This window comes from Paenisporosarcina quisquiliarum (assembly GCF_027563315.1).
Taxonomy (GTDB): Bacteria; Bacillota; Bacilli; order Bacillales_A; family Planococcaceae; genus Paenisporosarcina; species Paenisporosarcina quisquiliarum.
The window spans coordinates 17591-40118 of the sequence record NZ_JAMKBJ010000018.1 but is presented as its reverse complement, the minus strand read 5'-3'; the positions used below and the strand labels follow the sequence as shown (position 1 = coordinate 40118).

Annotated in this window: 18 protein-coding genes and 2 tRNA genes; 2 read left to right on the top strand and 18 right to left on the bottom strand. The window is 41.6% G+C overall.

Features of this window, described 5'->3' with window-relative positions:
• Positions 1–4: 4 nt before the first annotated feature.
• Together tilS and M9R32_RS15120 are read right to left on the bottom strand one after the other, a co-directional pair.
• Entirely contained in the window at positions 5–1399 is a 1395-nt protein-coding gene (tilS, locus tag M9R32_RS15125; protein WP_269927580.1) for a tRNA lysidine(34) synthetase TilS, read from the bottom strand.
• Positions 1400–1430: 31 nt separating this feature from the next.
• Positions 1431–3848 carry a SpoIIE family protein phosphatase gene (locus M9R32_RS15120; RefSeq protein ID WP_269927579.1) on the bottom strand — a complete coding sequence of 806 codons (2418 nt, stop codon included), beginning with the start codon at positions 3846–3848 and terminating at the stop codon, positions 1431–1433.
• 185 nt (positions 3849–4033) lie between these two features.
• Here M9R32_RS15120 and M9R32_RS15115 point away from each other — a divergent pair.
• Together M9R32_RS15115 and M9R32_RS15110 are read left to right on the top strand one after the other, a co-directional pair.
• A tRNA-Met gene (locus M9R32_RS15115) sits at positions 4034–4107 on the top strand.
• Between the two features lie 151 nt (positions 4108–4258).
• A tRNA-Glu gene (locus tag M9R32_RS15110) sits at positions 4259–4330 on the top strand.
• 87 nt (positions 4331–4417) lie between these two features.
• Here M9R32_RS15110 and M9R32_RS15105 read toward each other — a convergent pair.
• From M9R32_RS15105 to M9R32_RS15030, 16 genes are all read right to left on the bottom strand, one after another.
• Positions 4418–4876: a DinB family protein gene (locus M9R32_RS15105; protein ID WP_269927578.1), complete on the bottom strand. Its 459-nt coding sequence runs from the start codon at positions 4874–4876 to the stop codon at positions 4418–4420.
• Between the two features lie 135 nt (positions 4877–5011).
• On the bottom strand, positions 5012–5434 hold the full coding sequence (locus tag M9R32_RS15100; RefSeq protein ID WP_269927577.1) for a S1 domain-containing RNA-binding protein: 423 nt from the start codon (positions 5432–5434) through the stop codon (positions 5012–5014).
• 125 nt (positions 5435–5559) lie between these two features.
• The gene (locus tag M9R32_RS15095; protein ID WP_269927576.1) at positions 5560–5979 is read right to left on the bottom strand and encodes an FtsB family cell division protein; all 420 of its coding nucleotides are present in this window, start codon (positions 5977–5979) and stop codon (positions 5560–5562) included.
• 70 nt (positions 5980–6049) lie between these two features.
• Entirely contained in the window at positions 6050–6535 is a 486-nt protein-coding gene (gene yabQ / locus M9R32_RS15090) for a spore cortex biosynthesis protein YabQ (RefSeq protein ID WP_336283410.1), read from the bottom strand.
• Complete coding sequence (gene yabP, locus M9R32_RS15085) at positions 6532–6831, bottom strand: sporulation protein YabP (protein ID WP_269927575.1); 300 nt, start codon at positions 6829–6831, stop codon at positions 6532–6534. The genes yabQ and yabP overlap by 4 nt, the downstream gene beginning before the upstream one ends.
• Before the next feature lie 83 nt (positions 6832–6914).
• Positions 6915–7205 (bottom strand): RNA-binding S4 domain-containing protein, encoded by a 291-nt coding sequence (locus tag M9R32_RS15080; RefSeq protein ID WP_269927574.1) that lies wholly within the window; start codon positions 7203–7205, stop codon positions 6915–6917.
• A 1-nt stretch (position 7206) separates the two neighbouring features.
• The gene (gene yabN / locus M9R32_RS15075) at positions 7207–8670 is read right to left on the bottom strand and encodes a bifunctional methyltransferase/pyrophosphohydrolase YabN (RefSeq protein WP_269927573.1); all 1464 of its coding nucleotides are present in this window, start codon (positions 8668–8670) and stop codon (positions 7207–7209) included.
• A 4-nt stretch (positions 8671–8674) separates the two neighbouring features.
• Positions 8675–10294 carry a putative polysaccharide biosynthesis protein gene (locus M9R32_RS15070; protein ID WP_269927572.1) on the bottom strand — a complete coding sequence of 540 codons (1620 nt, stop codon included), beginning with the start codon at positions 10292–10294 and terminating at the stop codon, positions 8675–8677.
• A gap of 318 nt (positions 10295–10612) precedes the next feature.
• A complete protein-coding gene (gene spoVT, locus M9R32_RS15065) occupies positions 10613–11149 on the bottom strand; it encodes a stage V sporulation protein T (protein ID WP_269927571.1) in 537 nt (178 codons plus the stop codon).
• Between the two features lie 90 nt (positions 11150–11239).
• The gene (gene mfd / locus M9R32_RS15060; protein ID WP_269927570.1) at positions 11240–14782 is read right to left on the bottom strand and encodes a transcription-repair coupling factor; all 3543 of its coding nucleotides are present in this window, start codon (positions 14780–14782) and stop codon (positions 11240–11242) included.
• A 298-nt stretch (positions 14783–15080) separates the two neighbouring features.
• Entirely contained in the window at positions 15081–15308 is a 228-nt protein-coding gene (locus M9R32_RS15055; RefSeq protein ID WP_269927569.1) for an anti-sigma-F factor Fin, read from the bottom strand.
• 55 nt (positions 15309–15363) lie between these two features.
• On the bottom strand, positions 15364–15927 hold the full coding sequence (gene pth / locus M9R32_RS15050) for an aminoacyl-tRNA hydrolase (RefSeq protein WP_269927568.1): 564 nt from the start codon (positions 15925–15927) through the stop codon (positions 15364–15366).
• A gap of 107 nt (positions 15928–16034) precedes the next feature.
• The gene (locus M9R32_RS15045) at positions 16035–16691 is read right to left on the bottom strand and encodes a 50S ribosomal protein L25/general stress protein Ctc (RefSeq protein WP_269927567.1); all 657 of its coding nucleotides are present in this window, start codon (positions 16689–16691) and stop codon (positions 16035–16037) included.
• Between the two features lie 75 nt (positions 16692–16766).
• Complete coding sequence (locus M9R32_RS15040) at positions 16767–17726, bottom strand: ribose-phosphate diphosphokinase (protein WP_269927566.1); 960 nt, start codon at positions 17724–17726, stop codon at positions 16767–16769.
• Between the two features lie 10 nt (positions 17727–17736).
• Entirely contained in the window at positions 17737–19110 is a 1374-nt protein-coding gene (glmU, locus tag M9R32_RS15035; RefSeq protein ID WP_269927565.1) for a bifunctional UDP-N-acetylglucosamine diphosphorylase/glucosamine-1-phosphate N-acetyltransferase GlmU, read from the bottom strand.
• Positions 19111–19436: 326 nt separating this feature from the next.
• Complete coding sequence (locus M9R32_RS15030; protein ID WP_269927564.1) at positions 19437–22469, bottom strand: efflux RND transporter permease subunit; 3033 nt, start codon at positions 22467–22469, stop codon at positions 19437–19439.
• Between the last annotated feature and the right edge of the window lie 59 nt (positions 22470–22528).

Sequence of the window (22528 nt, the reverse complement as noted above, 5' to 3'; positions counted from 1 at the left end):
CTCCTCAAGCATAGTTGCTCTCTTTTTCAATTATTAACTTATGTGTCCAACCATCATGTGGTTGTGTGGTAAAACGTGCGCCTAATCGTACACCAGGCACACCAATAATTTCTCCTTGTTGCGTAACGAGCAGTTGAATGGCGTCACGGGTATGTCGAGGTACCTTTTCGTCAATTAGTAAACGGGACAATCGTTTGGCCTCTTTCATTCCTTTTAACAACATCCTGTCTCCCGTCAGTCTTCCTCTAAGACGTATCGGTAGCTCGCTTGGCTCAAGTGTTACATACCACTCGGTACCAAAACAAAACGCATCATCTTTGTTGCATAATTTTATCCGCAAGTCCGATCCTACTGAGTGCCATTGACCATCGTCAGGTATCGTTGCCGATATGGGGTCGGAAAAATTTGTTTCATCAAAAGAAAAAAGCATCGTCGAGTAGTGGCGGTACCCCTTTCTTCCTTTAGGAAGATGGACCTCACTTGAACCGTCACGTTCGAGACACTGGTTATGGATTTGATCAATAAGTGAATGACTTAACCATAATTTTTCATTTGGGTATAGATAGTTTAATAGTAGTAGAACGACCCTTTTTTGTAAAGCGAGCTCGATGTCTTGGAAACGATTTAAGTCAATCGACAATGAATCGTGGGAAGATGAAACGATAATTCCCTCATATTCTTTCAGCGCCAGCTTTTGCAGCAACTGTTCATCCTGCTGCTGTTGCTGTGTCCATTGGGCAATCGTTTTAGCAACATTCGGGTTTTCTTCTTGAACCAACGGCATTATATGACGGCGGAACCGATTACGCGTGTATGTATCCTTTTGATTGCTTGAATCCTCACGGTATGTATACTGCTGTTTGTTCAAATAATGTTCAATCTGCGTTCTTGTAACTGATAACAGCGGACGAATTAACTCTTCTGTCCCAAAACTTCTTTTGGCATACATTCCATTTGCTCGTGTTCCCCTTGTCAATCCCATAAATACTGATTCCACTTGATCGTCTGCATGATGGGCGACTGCCAGCTTGTTATACCCTTTTGCTTTCATCGTTTGTTCAAAAAAGTGATAGCGTTCACGACGGCACACATCTTGCAAGTTTCCATTTTCCCTTTGTAACACTTCTTGTATATCCAGGTTTTTGGTATAGAACGGGATTTGTAAGCTTTGACATAATGTTTGTACAAAGCGTTCATCCTCGTCTGACTCTTCAGCTCTGAGACCATGGTTCGCATGAACACAGCCGATTTCGATATTTAAGTCATCTACTTGCTGATGTAAAAAAGTGAGGAGCGCAACTGAATCTGCGCCCCCGGAACAAGCGACAAGAAGTCGATCCCCTTCGCTTATCAATTGATGTTTCTGATTATACGTCAATACTTCATTACGAAAACCCAACTTCTTGTCACCTCCTTGCTTTGCTTTTATTCTATTTTATCATTCTTTCCCGGGAAATATTTCGATAAGACGGTGAAAATAATGACCATTCTGGGACAGCATGCTTCACTTTTACAACAATTAACGTTCGATCATCTTCAGCAGCAGGATATTTACGGCTAAATTCGGCAGCCAATAAATCAGCAAGTGAACCTGTAGGTGTCGATTCATACTTTCTCATCAAACGAATCAATTCATTTTCTTGTTCTTCTAACGAGTAGTCTGGGGAGAACATGCCGTCTGACAGCATCACTAAAATATCGCCGTCTTTTACAATACGTTCTTCCGCATCCACGGACATGGTCGGCAGGAACCCAATCGGTACACTTTGGCTGTCAATCTTTACGCAGTCTTTCCCTCTTAGTAAATACGTAGACATACTTCCTGCTTTAAATGACCAAAGTTTTCCTTGCTGCAAATCAAGCAACGCTAAGTCCACCGTTGCATAAAGATCCGAGTGGTGTTTGAGTGACATGACATAATGCAGCGTGTGCATCGCCGTTTCTGGATTCATCTGATGTTGCAAGCATTCGCGCAACAACCGAATGACTTTTCTGCTCTCGTGATACGCTTCCATGTTCTGACCCATTCCATCGGATAACACGAATGCGACAAGCCCACTATGCAATGGAATAACACTATGCGCATCTCCTGAGTAAACCGTATTCTGGAATGACCTTGTAAACACTCCATAATCATACGTAAATCTGACGGCCGATTGGAATGTGATTTGAAGATGAGCAAATGGATCTTGTATTTCAGTTGTACGACTAATTTCGAATGGTTCATCATATAATTCATGAAGAATAGGAATAATCAATCGTTCCCCGACCATTTGATTCGTTTCCCATTCCGCTTGTTTCACCGGTAAACAACATACAATTTTCCTGGATCCCGGTTCTTCCGATAACATATCAATTTGAAAATGCGCGATTTTTGCGTCATCCAATCGTTTTGAAATTTTTTCTTCTTCCGATTCATGGTTCGCTTCATTTAGCTGAAGATCTGCCATCAGTTCACTTACGTGCTTACTCATGTCACGCAGTTGATAGGCAAGCATTTTCTTGCCGTGTGCGTAATGTCCAGCCAATTTATTGTTTGCGTATTCCTCTTCAAGCGCATCAATCAATCCACTTGAACGCACACATTTTTCTTGAATTCGATCATTTAACCGATAACGAACACCGGATTTTGTATGCCCACGCATCTCTTTCCATTCATCCACAATTGGGTACATGCCTTGATTTTCCGTGCCCCAGCATTTATCTTGTCTGAAACACGATCCACAAACTGAGTAGTCGGGTGTATTGGTTGTCGATGCAATTTCTTTTTGCGTTGGGAAACGGTCATTGACAAGCTGAGTAATAAACTCGACGAACTGTTGGAAATCATAGAGTTGTGTATTCACTTTATCTGTTAGCCATTGCTGTCTCTTAAATAATACGGACGAAGGTTTCGGGAACAACTGATTTTGAGCATAGCTTATCCATGAAGATGGCATGATAAAGAAAATCATCATCGCTAGCGCTAGTGAAGCAAAATAGACTTTATCAAGTGGTAGTGACGTGTCATATACAGTGAAGAAAAGTGCTGCACCAATTGATCCGATGGCCATCCAGAGACGACCTTTACTTTGAAATAGTCCTGCACACAGTCCTGATAAGGCATAAACAGCAATCATGCCGCTGAATGATAGTTGAGACAAGCTTAGAATTGTTCCCATAATTGTGGCGACAGCAGTCCCAACGAAAACCCCTCCCACACTGACCGCCCCGAACAGCACAACATGAACGAGTACAAGTGGTATGGAAATGAGCCCAAATAATAAACCTCCCATTCCCGTCAGCATTAAAGCGCTTACCATAACCGCTGCTCCTATGCGTTCAAACGTCCACTTGGCAGTTGTTAAAGCGTGCATCGGCACAAATAACTGGAATAAAAAGACGGTCATAATTGCAGACAAAATGCTTTCATATAAAACAAGCAATGATACCGAGAGTGGAATCTCTCCCCCGTATGATGCCCATTGCCATCCAACCTGGACAAGCAAGATCACCATAGCTACCTGGAATGGAATCAGTTTTTTGTTCTTAACAACTTGACTCACCACTTGATAACCACCGACTTGCAGGACATGGAGGACAGTTTGTCCGATACCGAGCGTCAAGCTCCCACTGAGGCCCCCAATCCAAACAAACGGTAAATAACGTGGGTACCGCCTTGCCACAATGGCCCAAATGGGTAGAAAAAACGGAACGGCTGCTTCAAACAACACCGCTTTCGATAAAAAGAATGCAAAAAATAAAATAAGTACGGATAATGTGATTTTCAATTTTTTCTTTTTTATGACTTGCACCCAACGACTCCAAACAGGCATTTTCTTCACACCATCAGTTGTCCACGATTTCATGAAACCAATCCCTTCCCCTACGATGTTTCTCATTATAGGAGAAGGTTTGTTTAAAGTTTGTCTATTCATGACAGCACGAACAAAAAATATTTCGACGAAATATCAGAAGAAACGTGATAAATTTTCAAAAGACCGCTTGACACACCCTATGTTCGCTTGTATTATTAAAAATGTTCTTTAACAAAGGCGGCCTAGCTCAGCTGGCTAGAGCGTACGGTTCATACCCGTGAGGTCGGGGGTTCGATCCCCTCGGCCGCCATACTAGAAAAGCGTAAATCGCCACTCTAGACCGACTCCGACGGTGGAGCAAGCGAAACGAAAACCTGTTTTCGATTGAGCTGGTGAAGCGACGGTGCGGTCTGGCGATTGTAGCTGGACATTAAAGAAGAGCGTAATGCTCTTTTTACTCCGGCCCCTTGGTCAAGCGGTTAAGACACCGCCCTTTCACGGCGGTAACACGGGTTCGAATCCCGTAGGGGTCATCCCAAAAACCCACAAGAGATTATCTCTTGTGGGTTTTTTCTTTGCACTTTTTTCAATTGCACTTATAATTTTCCCGAATTTAACCTCTAACTACCGCGAACTTGCTCAATTTGTCGTTTATGGTGCTCATCATGTTGAGAAAAATCAGTAAAATAGCTTGTAATCGACAAAGCGTGATCTCCGATGTGGAATCCTTTATCCCATTCATCCTCATCTATTTCTTGAAGTTTTTGCGTGAGGCGCTGACGTTCATTTTTCGCATACGTAACGGTTTCTTCAAATGTCTGTTCAGCAGCACGTGCTGCGGCTTTTGCATTAAACTCATCGAACGCCGGGAAACTTTCAAGTTTTGCACCTTCTTTCATAACAGGTAGCCGTTCCTCAAATGTAAACCGATCCCATTCAGCTAAGTGCATGATAATTTCATTTGGCGACCATTTGCCGGGAGCATACGGACTCATGGATTGTTCCTCATTCAACTCTTGCAATGAATCCAACCATGTTTGATAATTTTTATGTGTTTCCAGAATTTGTTGTTTCTTCATATCCCTCACTCCTTTCCAGTTAAATTTTCGCTAAATCAGGTCAGGAACCCTTTTTTAGAACACAAAAAAACATCCCTGTATGACAACAGGGATGCTATACAAAACACTTTTTCTACGATTAAAACAGCCAGCAAATTATCCTCGTTTTGCGCCGCGACCGCCGCGCTTCGATTCAGTTGCACGTTTTAAAGTGGACAAACGATCTTCACTATCTTTTAAGAAACGTGCCATTTTTTGCTCAAAATTCTCTTTAAACGGACGATCTCGATCGTTTTGACGATTATTTTGGCGTGGACGTTGAGGACGTTCTGGTCGCTCAGCTTGTGGCTTGGCTTTTCGAATTGATAAGCCGATCTTGCCGTCAGCTTCCACATTCATCACTTTTACTTCAACCATATCGCCGACTTTCAAATGCTCATTGATATCTTTTACATAGTTGTCAGCGACTTCACTGATATGAACAAGACCCGTTGAGCCACCTGGTAGTTCGACGAATGCGCCGAAATTTGTGATTCCTGTTACTTTACCTTGTACCTTGCTGCCTACTTCAATTGACATAAAAAAAATGCTCCTCCTTAAAAATTAAGCCGGCTTCTTTGGAAGCCTTGTAATCGTAATAGCGGACCTGAAAATACAGGTCTCCATTCTTAATTATAGCCAACAAAAAAAGAGTGTCAATAAGACTACTCTTTTGAATCGTTGTTTTTGTCTTCATTTTCTTCTTTTTCCGGGATGGCAAAAATGATTTCGCCCTCCTCAGATAGGAAGTATTCTTTACGGGCAAGCTTTGCAATGTAGTCATCATCATTTAATTTGAGAATTTGAGAATTCAACAAATCTTGTTGATCCTTCACTTCTTCCAAAGCTTGAAGCGCTTGTGCTTTTTTCTCTTCCTTGGCAGCCAGTACATGAGATTGATTAACCATCGTATAGGTTAGCCATCCCATCACTACGACTACAAGTACCGCAAAAGCAGTCAAGCGTCTAAACAAACGGACTTTATGGGCTTTTTGACGTTTTTCGTGACGTTCAACCGAGCGGACATAATCCTTGTTTATCGATGCAATATTGCGTTTTTCTTCGTTATGATTATTCACACTCAAGTTGTTCACTCCCAGCCATAATTTGTCAACCGTTTTGTAGTTGCAATTATAACCGATAACAACTGATAACTCAAGATTTTTGAGGAGCTTTTATAGGATTTTTTTCTATTAATATTTTTATTATTTTCTCTATTAATTTTATTATTGGCCATATAGGAATCATTAAAATCTTAATAATGAGGCGGACAATGGAGCGAACAATCTTTATGAAAAGTTGTATAACCCACCAAATCGGGTAGACGATTAATCGCATAAACACACGTCTTGCGAAAAGCATCGGCCTGCGGAACCACAACTCGTAGAGAATAATTCCGACGATTTGAGCACACGGGTCGTAAACTCGCCACGATCCATCTCTTAAATAAAATAATAAATAAAAGCTCGCGATTCCTAATCCCAACCATAAAAAAATTTCAATAAATTTTTGGTAACGCCTTAATAAAGCACGTGGACGGAGAGCCTGGCAACTGTCACGAAAACTTTCAACTAAAAAACCTGTGGCCACGCCACTGACAATCATGGCCAACAGGCTTAAAAATTGATAAGAAATCGTCATCCAAACAATTTATGCAAGAAATTACGGCTCTGTTCACGTTCTTCTTCATCGTATTGGAACGTGCGGACGTGACCTTCAAGTGTCAGTAACCCCTTGTCCACATCTAAATGAACAATGCGTAACTCTTCGCCTCTAATACTTAAATGACCCTGCGATGTACGTACAGCGAATTCTTCTTGGTCAAATCGCTCAATAGATTTGACGGATGTTAAGTCCATACGTTTGCGGTTTCGCAAATTAATTACGTGATCTCCTGATGGAATCGTGATAGATGCATGTTCGGCTTGATATTGCATAATATTCCTCCTTTACTTGTCCAGTCCATTTACTATATGCAGGCAAACAAAAAAGCATGACCACATTTGGTCATGCTCTTTATTTAATCTTCATCATCAATAAATTCAGGATCGACTTTCTCAAGTCTCTCTTCTTTTAAAATTGTATACATCATTGTTGACTCTTCTTTTTTGACTGCATCTTTCAACATTTCGATGCGAGCAGTTACGACTTTCTGACCGAAACGGATGGCTAATTCATCGCCTACTTTCACAACAGAACTCGCTTTACCCACTTTGTCATTAATGGTGATACGCCCTTGATCTGCAACTTCTTTCGCCAGTGTACGGCGTTTGATTAAGCGTGAAACTTTTAAAAATTTATCTAATCTCATGTTATTCATCCCCTTTTGTTTGTTTGGCTTGTTGCCAAAATGCTTCGAGTTCATCCAAAGTGTACGCTTTGAAGTCACCCTTGTCCTTTGTCACGCTGTCTTCAACGTAGTGAAAGCGTGTTTTGAATTTTCGGTTCGCATGCATCATTGCCTCTTCAGGCGAAAGCCCGTAAAAACGTGCTACATTGACGATGGTAAATAGCACATCACCCAATTCATCAAGCTGGGTTGATGATGAACCATTCAAAATTTCATGCTTGAATTCTTTCCACTCTTCTTCAAATTTCAACCAGGCACCCTCTGCATCCGGCCAGTCAAACCCTACTTTAGCGGCCGCTTTTTGGTAGTTGTATGAAGTTAAAAGAGAAGATTCCGAGCGGTCTTGCCCATCCAGAATGCGTGATTTGCCTTGGCCTTTTTCAGCTAATTTTAATTGTTGCCAATTGCGCAAGACGTCCTCTGAATTTTCTACTTCCACATCGCCAAATACATGTGGATGTCGACGAATCATTTTCGAAGACACACTTTCAAGTACATCCTCCATACTGAAATACCCATCATCTTCTCCGATTTGAGCATGTAAGAATACTTGCAATAACACATCTCCGAGCTCTTCGATCATCCCATCGTCATCCTGATCGTTTACAGCTTGTAAAAATTCATGCACTTCTTCTATTAAGTGTTTCTTTAACGTTTCATGTGTTTGTTCACGATCCCACGGACAGCCATCTGGAGCACGGAGCTTCGCTATGATTTCCCTGAATGTGGACCACTCTTTCAAGCGCTCATCACGATTAGTAGCCGGGGGCACATAAACGGTCGTCAAATTATTTAATTCCGCTGCACGGTCCAGTTCATATAGAGGTACGGTACGGAGTACTTCTCCACTGGAGCCAGCTGCTGTGACAATCGTAACCGGGTAATCTTCCGGATATTTTTCCATCAGCGTTAATTTCACTTCAGATGCACTATACGCATCATATACTTGTGCGATTAATACATGCTGGGACATCTGTACATCGTCGCGTTTGAACATTGTGCCATCAAGCAATTGAAAACCTTCAATTGGATCAATGCGTAGGGCATTAAAAATTGGATCCAGAAAACTTTGTCCGCCTACAATTTCAAGTTGAATGCGACCCTCTTTTTCTGCATCCACCAACCACTGAACGGTCTGTTCAGCCACTAAAGGATGGCCTGGCACCGCATAAAATAAAGAATCGGATTGAGATAACGTAATTAAGGTTTCAACAATCTCTTTATATACAGATTCGAAAGCATCATGTTTTTCATAAATCGCATCAAAGCTTTCATATGTAATTCCTTCATCCTTCAATTCCTGTAACACGGGATGTTCAGCTGTACGCACATACAACCTTTGTGCTTTCAGCAATTTTTTATATACGCCTAACGGCAATTGTTCCAAATCCCCAGCTCCAAGACCGAGAACTGTAATTGTATTCATAAGCTCACCACTTTCTATTTTTACCGTAAAGCCATAATTGAATCATGGCCATTCTTCGACCGAGCGGCAACAAAAACCACTCTTTCTCTGCAATAATTCGGCTTTTAGCAATATAAAGTAAAAACACTGTAGCCCCTAGACCCACACTGGTAAGAGCCGTCAACATCGCGCCTAGGCGACTGGAAAGTCCATCAAATAACCAACCGTCGGCTACAAACATCCATGCCAATACGCTACAAATCATTAATAATGACGCAACTGCTAAATGAATATAAAACCTGCCAGAAGCGAAACGTATCTTCCAAATTGAATAGACATACAAGTATAAACTGATGGCAATCACAGCAAATCCAACGTTACTGGCAATGGCCGCTCCCATAATTCCAAACTTAGGCAACAACCATGCATTGCACAACCACTTCAGTACGAGTCCGACAATCAGAAGGAATGCAGGAAGTACCACCTTACCTAAACCTTGCAATAAAGATGTCATCGTTAAAATTAATGAGAGCCAAAAAATTTGGATACAAAACACCATCAAAGTGGCAGATAGATCTCTAGTTTCGAATAACATTTCATTCACCGGCGGTAACACTAAAATTAAGCCTAGTGTAGCTGCCGTTCCAAATAAAAGGGCAATTCGGAATGTTAATTGGGCATACGGTATCGCATTGCGTCCGCTTTTCTTTTGCGTCGTATGCGCAATTAACGGAACGATGGAAAGTGACAAGGTCGATGCTATGAGAATGCCCATTTGAACAAGGGGCAGCCCACGGTCATACGTCCCTTTCGTTTCCATGGCAGTCAATCGGTCCATCCCATGATCCGTCAAGCTACTGAAAACAGTAAACGAGTCTACCAGTTGGAAAAATAACAATATGAGCGAACTCATACTGACACTTAAACTGATGATGGTTAAATTTTTAATTATCGGCCCAATTTTAACGCGCTCATGCTCCGTCTGGCGTATTTCTGGCCTGTGTTTTTTTCGGATAAATAAAAGAAGTAAAATAATCCCCGCAATTTCCCCAACAATAGCACCTAATAAAGCGGTGCTCCCGGCAACATACAAAGACGCACCAGTTTTCACCACAATAAATGTCCCGACTAAAATAACCGTCACACGAACTGCTTGCTCCACTACTTGTCCATATGCCACAGGCTCCATTCTGCCTTCCGCTTGAAAAGATCCTTTCAACAGCGCCAAGACAGGCATCAACAATACGACAAATGAGCCCGTACGCAATAGCTGCGCCAGTTCCCCATCACCCATCCAGCGAGCCAGAAGATCAGCTCCTCCAAATAACAAAGTAAAACTGATGATGGATATCACGCTTAAATATATAAAAGCGGTCCGTAAAATCACCGCGCGTTGATTTGATGCTGCCTCGTCATGGGCATCAGCCAAAAGTTTTGATATGGCAACAGCGAAACCATATGAAGTCCAGACGGTCAGTACGCCAATAAAGGGATACACTTGTTGGTATATGTAAAATCCTTGATCTCCGACAATGTTTTGAAACGGGATTCGGTAGACTGCGCTTAGTGCTTTGACGATTAAGGCGGCAATCGTTAATAAAACGGCGCCTTTCATGAATTTTTGCATCGTCCATTCGTTATTCATCGTTGTTCCTCATTCCAATCACCAATGGTTCGTTTCGAGCATGGACTGCTATGCTTTTGATGACTACATTATAACATGAAAAAAACGTCTTCTTATGTGATTAAGAAGACGCTTTCCTTGGTTCTTTCCATGTTTAGTTCCGAAAGCCCTAACGCGTGGTCTATTGGAATCAGAAAGACGTTGCATTCGTCTTTCATCCTTCCAGTGTCCAGTTTCGATGCCCAGCTCGCACCTCCGCTTCAGGGACTCATTCGAAAACAAGTTTTCGAGTCGTCCCTTCCACCGGAGGAGTCGAGCTACCATGGGCATCTCCACATTTCAGTGTTCCATTTGTTTGGCTAGGAAGTGGGCAGCGGTTTCTACTGCTTTGATTTCGGCTTCACCGATGAAATGGACTTTTGATAGTAGGTAGACCGCACCGATTGGGTCACCACCCGAAATGATTGGTGCCACACAATACGATTTGACTTGTTCTACCTGTCCCGGAACCCATTCCACCGATTTTTCCATTTTCTCCGACATAATGGTCCGCATTTGCAGAATGTCTTCTGCTTGGGAAGAGAGTCGACGGTTCAAATACTCTTTTTTCGACACTCCGGCCACTGCGATCATCTCGTCTCGGTCGCTAATCATAGCGGGTGTTCCAAGTGTTGCGTAGAGCGTTTCTGCATACTCTTGAGCAAAATCACCGAGTTCACTAATTGGGGAATACTTTTTTAAAATGACTTCGCCGTCGCGGTCTGTAAAGATTTCGAGAGGATCTCCTTCACGGATACGAAGCGTTCTTCTAATTTCTTTCGGAATGACGACACGGCCTAGGTCATCAATTCGTCTGACGATACCTGTAGCTTTCATCTTTGTTGCCTCACTTTCGACAGAATTCAAATTTCTTTGATTTCTACCTCAGTATGCGTCATGTTTGGATAAAATATGCAAGTGAGGCCATTACTCCCCAACTAAGGAATTCACTTCTTTTCGTGCTTCAGGTAAAAGCTTCATCATGGCTTCCAAAACATCAAATGGATGATGCTTTGCCGTTTTCTTTTCATCAATGGTTATCACTAGCTGTTGATGGTTATTCAGTTGGAAGCCAACCGCTCGTCCATAGGTCATTGAAGATTCTACTAATGTGGCACCGTTCGTATTTTGTGTGCCTTTTTTCGAAAGTTTTATTATTAATTGCTTATGTTGTTCTTTAATTGATTCAACACCTGATAGTTTTGCCCAAACTTTCATACGGGCAATTCGCATTAAGCGTTCCGCTTCTATTGGCATATTCCCAAACCGGTCAATTAACTCATCAACCAAATCTTCGTAATCCTTCTCACTTTCAACAGCTTTAATGCGTTTGTACATCTGAATTTTTTGGAATCCGTCTGGAATGTAGGCATCTGGCAAATAAGCATCAAATGGCAAGGAAATCTCCACATCAATTACCTCTTCTTGTTTAATGCCAGTTTGTTTCTCTTCAATTGCTTCTTGTAGCATTTGAGCATATAAGTCAAACCCTACCGAATCGATAAAGCCATGTTGCTGTGAACCAAGAAGATTCCCCGCTCCGCGAATCGATAAATCCCGCATGGCAATTTTAAATCCTGAACCGAGTTCCGTAAACTCTTTAATGGCTTGCAATCGTTTTTCGGCGACATCGGTCAGCACTTTATCCCGTTGGTACATGAAGTACGCATAAGCGACACGATTGGATCGACCGACGCGCCCTCTTAGTTGGTACAACTGTGAAAGTCCCATGCGATCTGCATCTTGCACAATCAGCGTATTCACATTTGGAATATCAATTCCCGTTTCAATGATGGTTGTCGTGACGAGAACATCGTAGTCACCTTCCAAAAATGCCAGAATGACGGACTCCAACTCTCTTTCAGTCATTTGCCCATGTGCAAAGCCAACACGTGCTTCAGGAACGAGCATTTGAATTTCATCCACTTTACGTGCCATATCTTCTACACGATTGTATAAATAAAACGCTTGGCCTCCCCGCGCCATTTCACGTTCAATCGCTTCACGCACTAACGCACCGTTTTGTTCCATTACATAGGTCTGAACAGGGAAACGATTTGCTGGTGGCGTTTCGATAACCGATAAGTCACGAACACCGATCATCGACATATGTAACGTTCTCGGAATTGGAGTGGCTGTTAACGTCAACACATCTACATTTGTTTTCAATTGTTTAATTTTCTCTTTATGTGTCACGCCAAATCGTTGCTCTTCATCAACAATTAGCAATCCTAAATCATGATAGACAATATCTTTTGATAACAAACGATGTGTACCTACGACTACATCAATCGTCCCCGCTTTTAATCCTTTTGTTGTTTCAGTTTGTTGTTTTTTCGAACGGAATCGACTCAACAATCCAACTTCTACAGGGAAATCAGCAAATCGCTCTTTCATGGTTTCGTAATGCTGTTGGGCCAAAATGGTCGTTGGTACAAGGAATGCTACTTGTTTGCTGTCCTGCACAGCTTTAAATGCTGCACGAATGGCGACTTCTGTCTTGCCGTATCCTACGTCCCCACAAATCAAGCGGTCCATCGGTCGTTCTTTTTCCATATCACGCTTAACTTCTTCAATCGAGCGCAATTGATCGTCTGTTTCTTCATATGGAAAAGCCGCTTCAAAAGCTTGTTGCATGTCTTGATCAGGCTCAAAAGCATGCCCTTTTTCAGACTCTCGTTTGGCATACAGTTTAATTAAATCATCTGCAATGTCTTGCACGGCTGCAGAGACTTTTGTTTTTGTTTTCTTCCATTCTGCGCCGCCTAACTTATGAAGCTTAGGTTCTTTCTCTTCCGAGGCAACGTATTTTTGAATTTGATCGATTTGATCGACCGGTACAAACAATTTATCTTCCGCACGGTAGCGAATATGCAAATAATCTTTATGAATGCCATTGATTTCAAGCGTCTCAATGCCTATATACTTCCCAATACCATGGTGAATATGAACAATATGGTCACCTGGTTTGATTTCAGAGTAACTTTTAATTCGTTCCGCATTCGTCATTTTTTGTGGACGTGATTTCTTTTTAGGGCGTTGTTTAAATAGCTCCTCATCCGTCAGAACGGCAATTCGTTGCAGAGGCAATTCAAAACCACTCGACATTTCACCATCCACAATATAGATACCTGGTTGATCTGGTGCTTCTTGACTCGTAAGGACATGGCTTTCCATCCCGTAATCTTCTAAAACGTCTTTTACTTTTTTCTGACGTTCAGTTCCTTCTGCCAAGATAAAAATAAAGAACTTTCCGGCTTCAAATCTTTCCATTTCATTTTTCAAGACACTCATTTGCCCATGGAAATGTTGCATCGGTTTACATGAAAACGCAACCGATTTCTTCAACGGGATACCCGAGAAAGTACGTGCAAATAAAGAGAAATAAACTTTTTTCTGATCCAACATTCCAAGAATCTCTTTAAAACTGAATGAAAGTTTTACATCATGGACCGTTTTACCTTCTTCCAGCATTGAAATATACCAGTCTTTTTCTTCCCGCTCCAATGAATCCGTTGTTTCCTGTATGCGGCCGAGCTCATCAAACAACACCAAACCATTTGCAGCAAAATAATCGCCCAGGAAAGTAGGTTGGTCTTCAAGAATGGATACATACTTTGTCATCTGTTCCGGAACATCGCCTTGTCTCAGCAATTCGATATCGTGATTGATATGTTGATGAAGAAGTTCTTTCGTTTCAGGTTTCTTTAATTTCTTTAAACTAACAGCCAATGATTCTTCTAATTTTTCAGCAAGAATCATAAGTTGTTGTCGCGTCCAAACGAACTCGGTAGCAGGAAGGATGCAAACCTCTTTCAACTTTTCAATCGACCGTTGATCTTCTGCTGAAAACGTTCGTATCGAATCGACTTCCGTATCGAAAAATTCAAGACGTACAGGATGTTGCAAGTAAATCGGATAAATATCCAAAATACCTCCACGCAAAGCAAACTCGCCCGGTGCCGTAACCATTGCTTGTCTTGAGTAACCCATCGCTACCAATTGATCAAGCCAATCATCCATAATTACTTCTTGTCCAATAGCGGTTTCAAGTCGACTCGCTCGCCACTGAGCCAAATTTGGCATTTGGCGACGAAGTCCTGCAATTGGCGTGATGACCACTCCACGTTTTTGGGACAGCATAAAATTAAGCGTTTCAATACGCTCAGCACGTAGCTCCGGACTAGAAACAGATAAATCGGCCGCAATTAATTCATCAGCCGGGTATAAACGCACTTCATCCTCACCAAGAAGTTTGACCATATCTTCAAACAATCGTTGTGCCTGTAGTAGATTGGGAGACACTACTAAAATGGGTCTCTCAGTCTCTTTAGCCATAGAGTGAATGAAGAGTGGACGCGCTCCTCCAGTGAGGCCGGTTACCAGCTGCTGATCCACCCCTGTTTCCATATCATTCAGCAAAGTCTTTATATGATGGTCTTTCATAAATAATTGATGTAATGGTTCCATACGAACCTCCTTATCAGAAAAGCGCAGAAGCCTACTCTAGCTCGTCACCGGCGCTGGAAGGCTCGAATCGAAAGCTTGCTTTCGCATGAGATTAAGGTTCGAAGGCTAAGATCGCGATGTCCTATCGCAACGCCTTCGTGACCCACATCCTGTGGGCCTAAGCTTAGGTGCGAGCTGGGCTTCGAAGCTAGACACCAAATATAGAAATCTGATGTGTTCTATCCCTCTAATAACCAAAAAACACTGCTATCTAAACAGAAAAAGGCTTTGTGCGCGAAACCCGCGCCAAAGCTTATTCCTATTGTATCCACTTTTGAATAGCATAGTAGTTTGGGTTATCCCGTAGAGATTTTTCACAATGCTCACAAATACTGGACACAGTTAGTGTTCCTTCTTCATCTTGCGTGAAGAACTCTTCTGCAAACTCTTCTCTAATTTGCTTTACTCGACCATGCTGCAGAGCGGATTGGCCTGATAGATGCCCCATTTCTGTCTTGCAGTGCCGACACTTTACACGAATTGCCATAGTACGGACCGGCCTCCTTTTTCAAAGTATAGACCGGTCGAACTGAATTTATTCCTTAGGCTCCATTAAAACGGTTCATTACTTCAAGAAATGGTGAAGATAACCAATCTTCACAAGCATCTGCACTTTTTTTCAATGCCTCATCCATCAGAGGTTTTTCCTCTGATGTAAACCTTGATAACACATAGTCCGGCACTTTCATGCCCGCAGGTGGACGATCAACGCCTACACGGATCCGATTGAAGTTTTGCGTTCCTAAATGATGAATCATTGATTTGATGCCATTATGTCCGCCTGCACTGCCTTTTTGACGAAGTCTCAGTTTACCGACCGACAAATCGAGGTCATCATAAATAACTACAATATCTTCTTCTGCAATTTCGTAGTAATCCATCATCGGCACAACACATTCGCCGGACAAGTTCATATATGTAAGCGGTTTAACGAGTAAAACCTTGCCTTCAGGTCTATGTACAATCGTGTACATTCCTTTGAATTTCATTTGATTTAATGGCGAATTGAAGCGGCTTGCTAATTCATCCACTACATCAAACCCAATATTATGCCTCGTGTGTTCATACGGTTTCCCAGGATTTCCGAGTCCGATAATCATTTTCATAAACATATACGTCCTTTACATTCTGAATGATTCCCATTTTACCACAAAGCACACAGTTCATAAAAAAATGGGACTGTCCAAAGACAATCCCATTTTGATTATATTGCTTATTCTTTTGTTTCTGCTTTTGGTTCGCCTTCGATTTCAGACGCTTCTTCACTTTCTCCTTCTTCAGCTACAGCTGGTTCATCAGCTGTAGTTTCTAACTCCTCATCTGAACGAGGTGCAGAAACGGATACTAGTGTGAAATCATCTTCATTCAAGATATTAAATTCCGATTTATCGCGGATATCAGCAACTGTCAAAGTTTCACCAATTGCAAGATCCGTTACATCTACTTCAATTGAATCTGGGATTGAAGAAGGTTTTACTTTAATTGTTACTTCACGGTTTGGTTGGCTCAATACGCCACCTTCTTTAACGCCAGCTGATTCGCCAGTCGTTACAACTGTAACGTTGACATCTAATTCATCAGACATATTGATTGCTAAGAAATCAGCATGAACGAACTTACCTTTTAAAACGTCCATTTGGTAGTCACTTAATACTACATTCACTGGTTTGCCATCAACGTCTAATTTCATTACGCCGTTGCGTCCCACTTCACGAAGTGTTTTTAATAAATCTAATTCGCTTACTGCAATTGAAGAAGATTCTGTTTTATAACCATATACGACTGCAGGCACGAAGCCCTCACCGCGTAATTTCGTTAAATTAGATTGTTTACCTATTTCACGTGATTGTGTTTGTACTGTTGTAGCCATCTATTTTCACTCTCCTGTGTAAGTCATTCTGGTATTATGTTTACCCAACTTACAGAAAATGAAACATTCGGCGCATCAATCAAATAAAGTACTCACTGATTTTTCTTCAAATACTCGTACAATTGCATCAGCTAAAAGATGAGCAACAGACAATTGAACAATCTTCGGAGAATTCTTTTCTTCAGGCAATTCGATTGAATTTGTGATGACTAATTCTTTAATGACTGAGTTGTCGATACGTTCGATTGCAGGACCTGACAATACAGGATGTGTACAACATGCGTAAACTTCTTTCGCACCACTTTCTACTAGTGCATTTGCAGCAATCGTAATAGTTCCGGCAGTATCAATGATGTCGTCGATTAAAATGGCTACCTTGCCTTCTACATTACCAACAATGTTCATAACTTCAGCTACGTTTGGACGTGGGCGGCGTTTATCGATAATCGCAATTGGCGCTTTCAAACGATCCGCCATTTTACGTGCACGCGTAACTCCACCATGATCAGGAGAAACAATGATAATTTCAGATGGATCAATGTTTTTCTCCAAGAAATAGTCAGACAAAATAGGTACTGCGATTAAGTGGTCAATTAAGATATCGAAGAAACCTTGGATTTGAGGAGCATGCAAGTCAAGAACGATGGCACGTGTTGCACCAGCAGTTTCAAGAAGGTTCGCTACTAATTTAGCTGTAATCGGTTCACGCGCACGTGCTTTACGGTCTTGGCGCGCATAACCATAGTAAGGCATAACAACATTCACAGTACGTGCTGAAGCACGTTTCACAGCGTCTACCATAATTAAAAGTTCCATTAAGTTTTCATTTACTGGTGATGAAGTAGATTGAATGATGAAAACATCACAGCCACGAATACTTTCTTCGATGTTAATTTGAACTTCACCATCACTGAAACGGTTAACGGAAATTTTTCCTAGAGGAACCCCTACTTCTTCCGCCAATTCTTTCGCAAGCGGTTCGTTTGAGTTTAATGAGAAGATTTTTAATTTAGTATCTGCATAATGGTAAGCCATGATGTTCCTCCTATTTTTTCAAGTTTAATTTTTCGACGTAGCCTTCTTTGTTTTCTTGACGAGCACGACCAATCGACAAAGCTTGAGCCGGTACATTTTTTGTGATGGTCGATCCAGCTGCGACATATGCACCTTGACCAATTTTCACAGGAGCAACTAAGTTTGAATTACACCCTACGAATGAATCATCCTCAATTGTCGTCACGAATTTATTTTTGCCGTCATAATTCACTGTAATCGTACCACAGCCAATATTTACGCGTTCGCCAACCTCAGCATCCCCAATATAACTAAGATGTGATACTTTCGATTGGTTACCTAATTTCGTTTTTTTGATTTCAACAAAGTTACCGATTTTTGCTTCATTGCCAATTTCCGAATCTGGACGAATGTGAGCAAACGGACCAACCGCTGTATCTTCTCCGATTACACTTTGAGTGACAACAGATGAATGCACCGTTGTGCGGTGACCGATTTTGCTGTCTGTGATATGGCTATTAGGACCGATTAAGCAATCTTCGCCAATTTCACTAAATCCTTCAATCATGACACCCGGTTGCAATACTGTATCTGAACCGATTACTGCATCAGCGCTGATGTAAGTATTGGCAGGATTAACAATCGTTACACCGTTACGCATATGTTTCTCGACGATTCGCTTACGCATTAACGTTTCCGCTTGTGAAAGTGCCACGCGATCATTTACGCCAAGAGTCTCTTCAAAATCATCTGTTGCATAAGCAGAAATGATATCGCCTTGGTTTTTCAATATTTCAATTACATCGGGTAAATAATATTCACCTTGAGAGTTATCATTTTTCACAAGCTTCAATGCTGCGAATAAAGATTCATTATCAAAGCAGTACGTACCTGAATTAATTTCTTTTACTTTTTGTTCTTCCGGAGATGCATCTTTTTGTTCCACAATGCGTTCAACATGTCCTTCCGCATTACGAAGAATGCGACCATAGCCAGTTGGATCTTCAGGAATCCCAGTAAGAATCGTTGCTTTCGCAGCCGTTTCTTGATGGTGAGCAAGAAGCGCTTTCATTGTTTCTGGGCGAATCAGCGGCGTATCTCCACAAATGACAAGAGTTGTCCCAGATAGACCTGCGAGTACTTCACTCGCTTGCAATACTGCATGAGCTGTTCCAAGTTGCTGTTCTTGAAGGGCGTACTCACTGCGGCTTCCCAGTTGATCTTGAACTTTTTCAGCACCATGACCAACGATTGTTACGATGCGCTCCGCGCCAATATCTTGAATATGATCAACCACATGTTCAACCATCGGTTTGCCACAAACAGGATGTAAAACTTTATATAATTTGGACTTCATACGTGTACCTTGACCAGCAGCTAATACCACTGCATATGTTTGTGTCATTTAGTGAGTCCTCCAATATGTTCAATTTACTCTTTTGACTATAGCCGAAATAGACCTGTAATTCAAGGAAATCCCGCTTGACAAATTGATGACAAAACCATTATTATTAACCTTTTTTTATTAAGTAAAGCGAATTACCACTCTATTTTCTTCTTTAGCTTGGAACACACACTGATAGAAAAGCTCAAAGTCTCTTTTACCCGTCTCAAATCTTCTCCAATTTAGGCTTTTGTCCATTCAGAAAGGTATTCTGTCCATTCGTGAAATTCCTTCCAATTCTAAGACATTAAAAAAGACTTCCACCAATTGGTAGAAGTCCTTCTCTATTATTTAACTAGTTTTCTCTCTCGTTTCGCCTGGCGTGCATAGAAAATCTCGTACATGACAGGAATAATGATTAGCGTTAACAGCGTAGAGGAAGTTAACCCCCCTATAACGGTTATTGCCAACCCTTTTGAAATCAATGTGCCTGACGACGTCGTCAGAGCTAACGGAATGAGCGCTGCAATCGTAGCAAATGCCGTCATCAAAATTGGGCGTAAACGCGTTTTGCCCGCTTCCACTAGTGACTCCCGAATGTTCATGCCTTTATCATTTCGGTTTTGGTTTATCCGGTCAACGAGAACAATCGCATTTGTCGTCACAATCCCGATTAGCATCAAGAATCCAATCATGACACTTACCGATAAAGGTTCACGTGCAATCACTAACCCAATCAATGCCCCGATTGGTACGAATATGAGGGAGGATAAAATAATGAATGGAATACGTGCTTGCCCGAATGTAATTAACATCGTCAAGTAGACAAGACCAATCGCACTCGCAATCGCAAGACCGAGTTGCTGGAAGATCTCCACTGTCTCATCACTACCTCCACCACTTTCTAAACTTACCCCTTCCGGCAAATCGACATTTGCTTTTACGCCTTCTTCAACGTCAGCTGAGACTTTTTGAATGTTCTCCGCATCAATTTGCGCTTCAATTCGTGCAAATACTTTACCGTCGAGTTTTTGAATCGCAGTAACAGAATCCATTTCTTCAACAGTAGCGATATCTTGCACTTCAACAGGACCGCTTGCTGTAAATATTGGCAGCGTGCGAATATCGTCAATGCTGCTCAATGCTTCGTCATATGACAATTGAACTGAGCGATCAATTCCATCAAGCGTTAAATTACCTACAGATACTGGTTTTGTCTGATCAGAAATCGTTCCAAGCAATTGGAAACCGGAGACACCCAGTTCATCCGCTTTGTCCGAATTAATCTGCACAACCAATTGCTTTTGCTTTTCAGAGAAATTATTCGAAACATATTTCAATGTATCTAAACTGTTCATATAAGCTTCTACATCGGATGCTGCTTTTGACAATGCTTCCAAGTCACTTGCAAATAAATCCACGGACACATTGTTATTGGTAGGTGGTCCGCCAGTAGATAGCTCTGATACGGAAATTGTAGAATCTGGTGAAATTTTGGTTACAACGCTTTCCATATCTTCTTCCAGCGACTCAACAAAATCAGTAACATCCACATTTTCTTTTAATGTCAAAATGTAGCCAGCACGATTTCCAAGTTTGATTCCCGTACCAAAATCTCGAGAACCGACGGCAGTTGTGACATCTTGGATATCTTCTGATTCTCCCAAAAGTTTTTCCACTTCAAGCGATACTTCGTTCGTGCGTTCAAGTGATGTTGAAGAAGGCAGTTCAATACTAGCCTGAACCAATTTGGTTTCTTCATTTGGTATGAAAGTAAACCCTAATCCAGGCACCAATGCAAATGAGCCCCCAAGTAACAACACCGATAACACTAAAATGATGGCTTTACGGTTTAACGACCATAAAATAACCCGCTCATAAAAACGTTGCATGGCGCTTTCTTTCTCTTCTTGTCTCACTTTCTTGAACGAAAACTTAGCCAAAATCGGCACAATGGTAACTGCAACAAGAAGTGAAGCAGCTAAAGAGAATATAACCGTTAGAGCAAATGGCAAGAAGAACTCCCCTGTAATGCCACTTACAAACCCGATTGGTAAAAAGACGACGATGGTTGTTAATGTTGAAGAAGTGATAGCTCTCAATATTTCCTTAGTAGACGAGGCTACTAATTCATTCGACATCGGTTCATCGGATTTTCGCAAGCGACGGAAAATGTTTTCAATCACCACTATGCTGTCATCCACCACTCGCCCGACCGCAACAGCCATACCCCCAAGCGTCATGATATTCAGACTGATATCAAGCTGTGCTAGGAAAATAGCTGCAATTAATAACGACAACGGAATAGAAATAATCGCAATAATCGTTGCTCGGAAATTCCGCAAGAAAATCAACACCGCAATAGAAGCGAATAGCGCACCTAGCAAGCCTTCTTTCACCAACGTTTCCACTGACTTTTCAATTCCGTCAGCAGAGTCAAAACCAACCGCATATTCCAGACGGTCGTCATACGAATCAAGTACCTCGATTACACGGTTTGCGATTTCCACTGTGTTGGCGTCCTGCTTTTTGGTCACGGCCATCGACAATGCCTCTTCTTGGTTATAACGCGTGATTTCACTTTGTTTAGATACTTCTTCAATAGTTGCAATTTCTTGCAACTCCACTGGAGGAGCTTGCGGATTGAAAGAAGAAGTGAGTTTCAAAGATTTCAACTTTTTGATAGACTCGAGCTTTTCTTCTACCCGCACCGGAATATTAATATCATTGTCATTCACCGTTCCAGCAGGGAATGAGAAGATTTGCTGATCGATTTGTTCCTTAATTTGACTGAGAGTAAGTCCTGATGCAGCCGCTTCTTTCTGATTGACCGTAATTTGCAATAGTTCATCTTGCAGTCCGCCAACAGAAACAGAGTTGATACCCGAAATTTTATTTAACTCCGGAATGACTTCTTTGTTTAACAGTTCTTCAATATCGCCTTCACCCTTACTGAACAAGGAAATGTTGAAGATGGGAAAAGATCCGAATGATAAACGGCTAATTTCCGTTTCCACGCCTTCAGGCAAATTGAGCTCACGGATAGCTGTTTCGGTTTGTTGTTCTGCTCGATCTAGATTTGTATCAAAAGGAAACTGCATATTGATAATACCGATTGTTTCATAAGAGACACTCTGAATTTCAGTTGCACCTTCGATCCCCTTCAATTGATCTTCAATTGGAGTGATGACGCGGTCGTCAACGTCTTCAGGCGATGCCCCCGGGTAAACGACTTGCACTGACAATTGAGGGAACTCAATGTTAGGCAGTAAATCAATTTTTAAACGTGTAAAGGAATAAAGCCCAAGGACAATTAGTAAGAATGAAATAATGAATACAGCTGCAGCATTTTTCAAACTGAATTTGGTTAAAAAATTCACTCGGTGCACCTTCTTTTTTAGTAGGATATGTTTCTAATTTCAGTTATACAACACTTGTG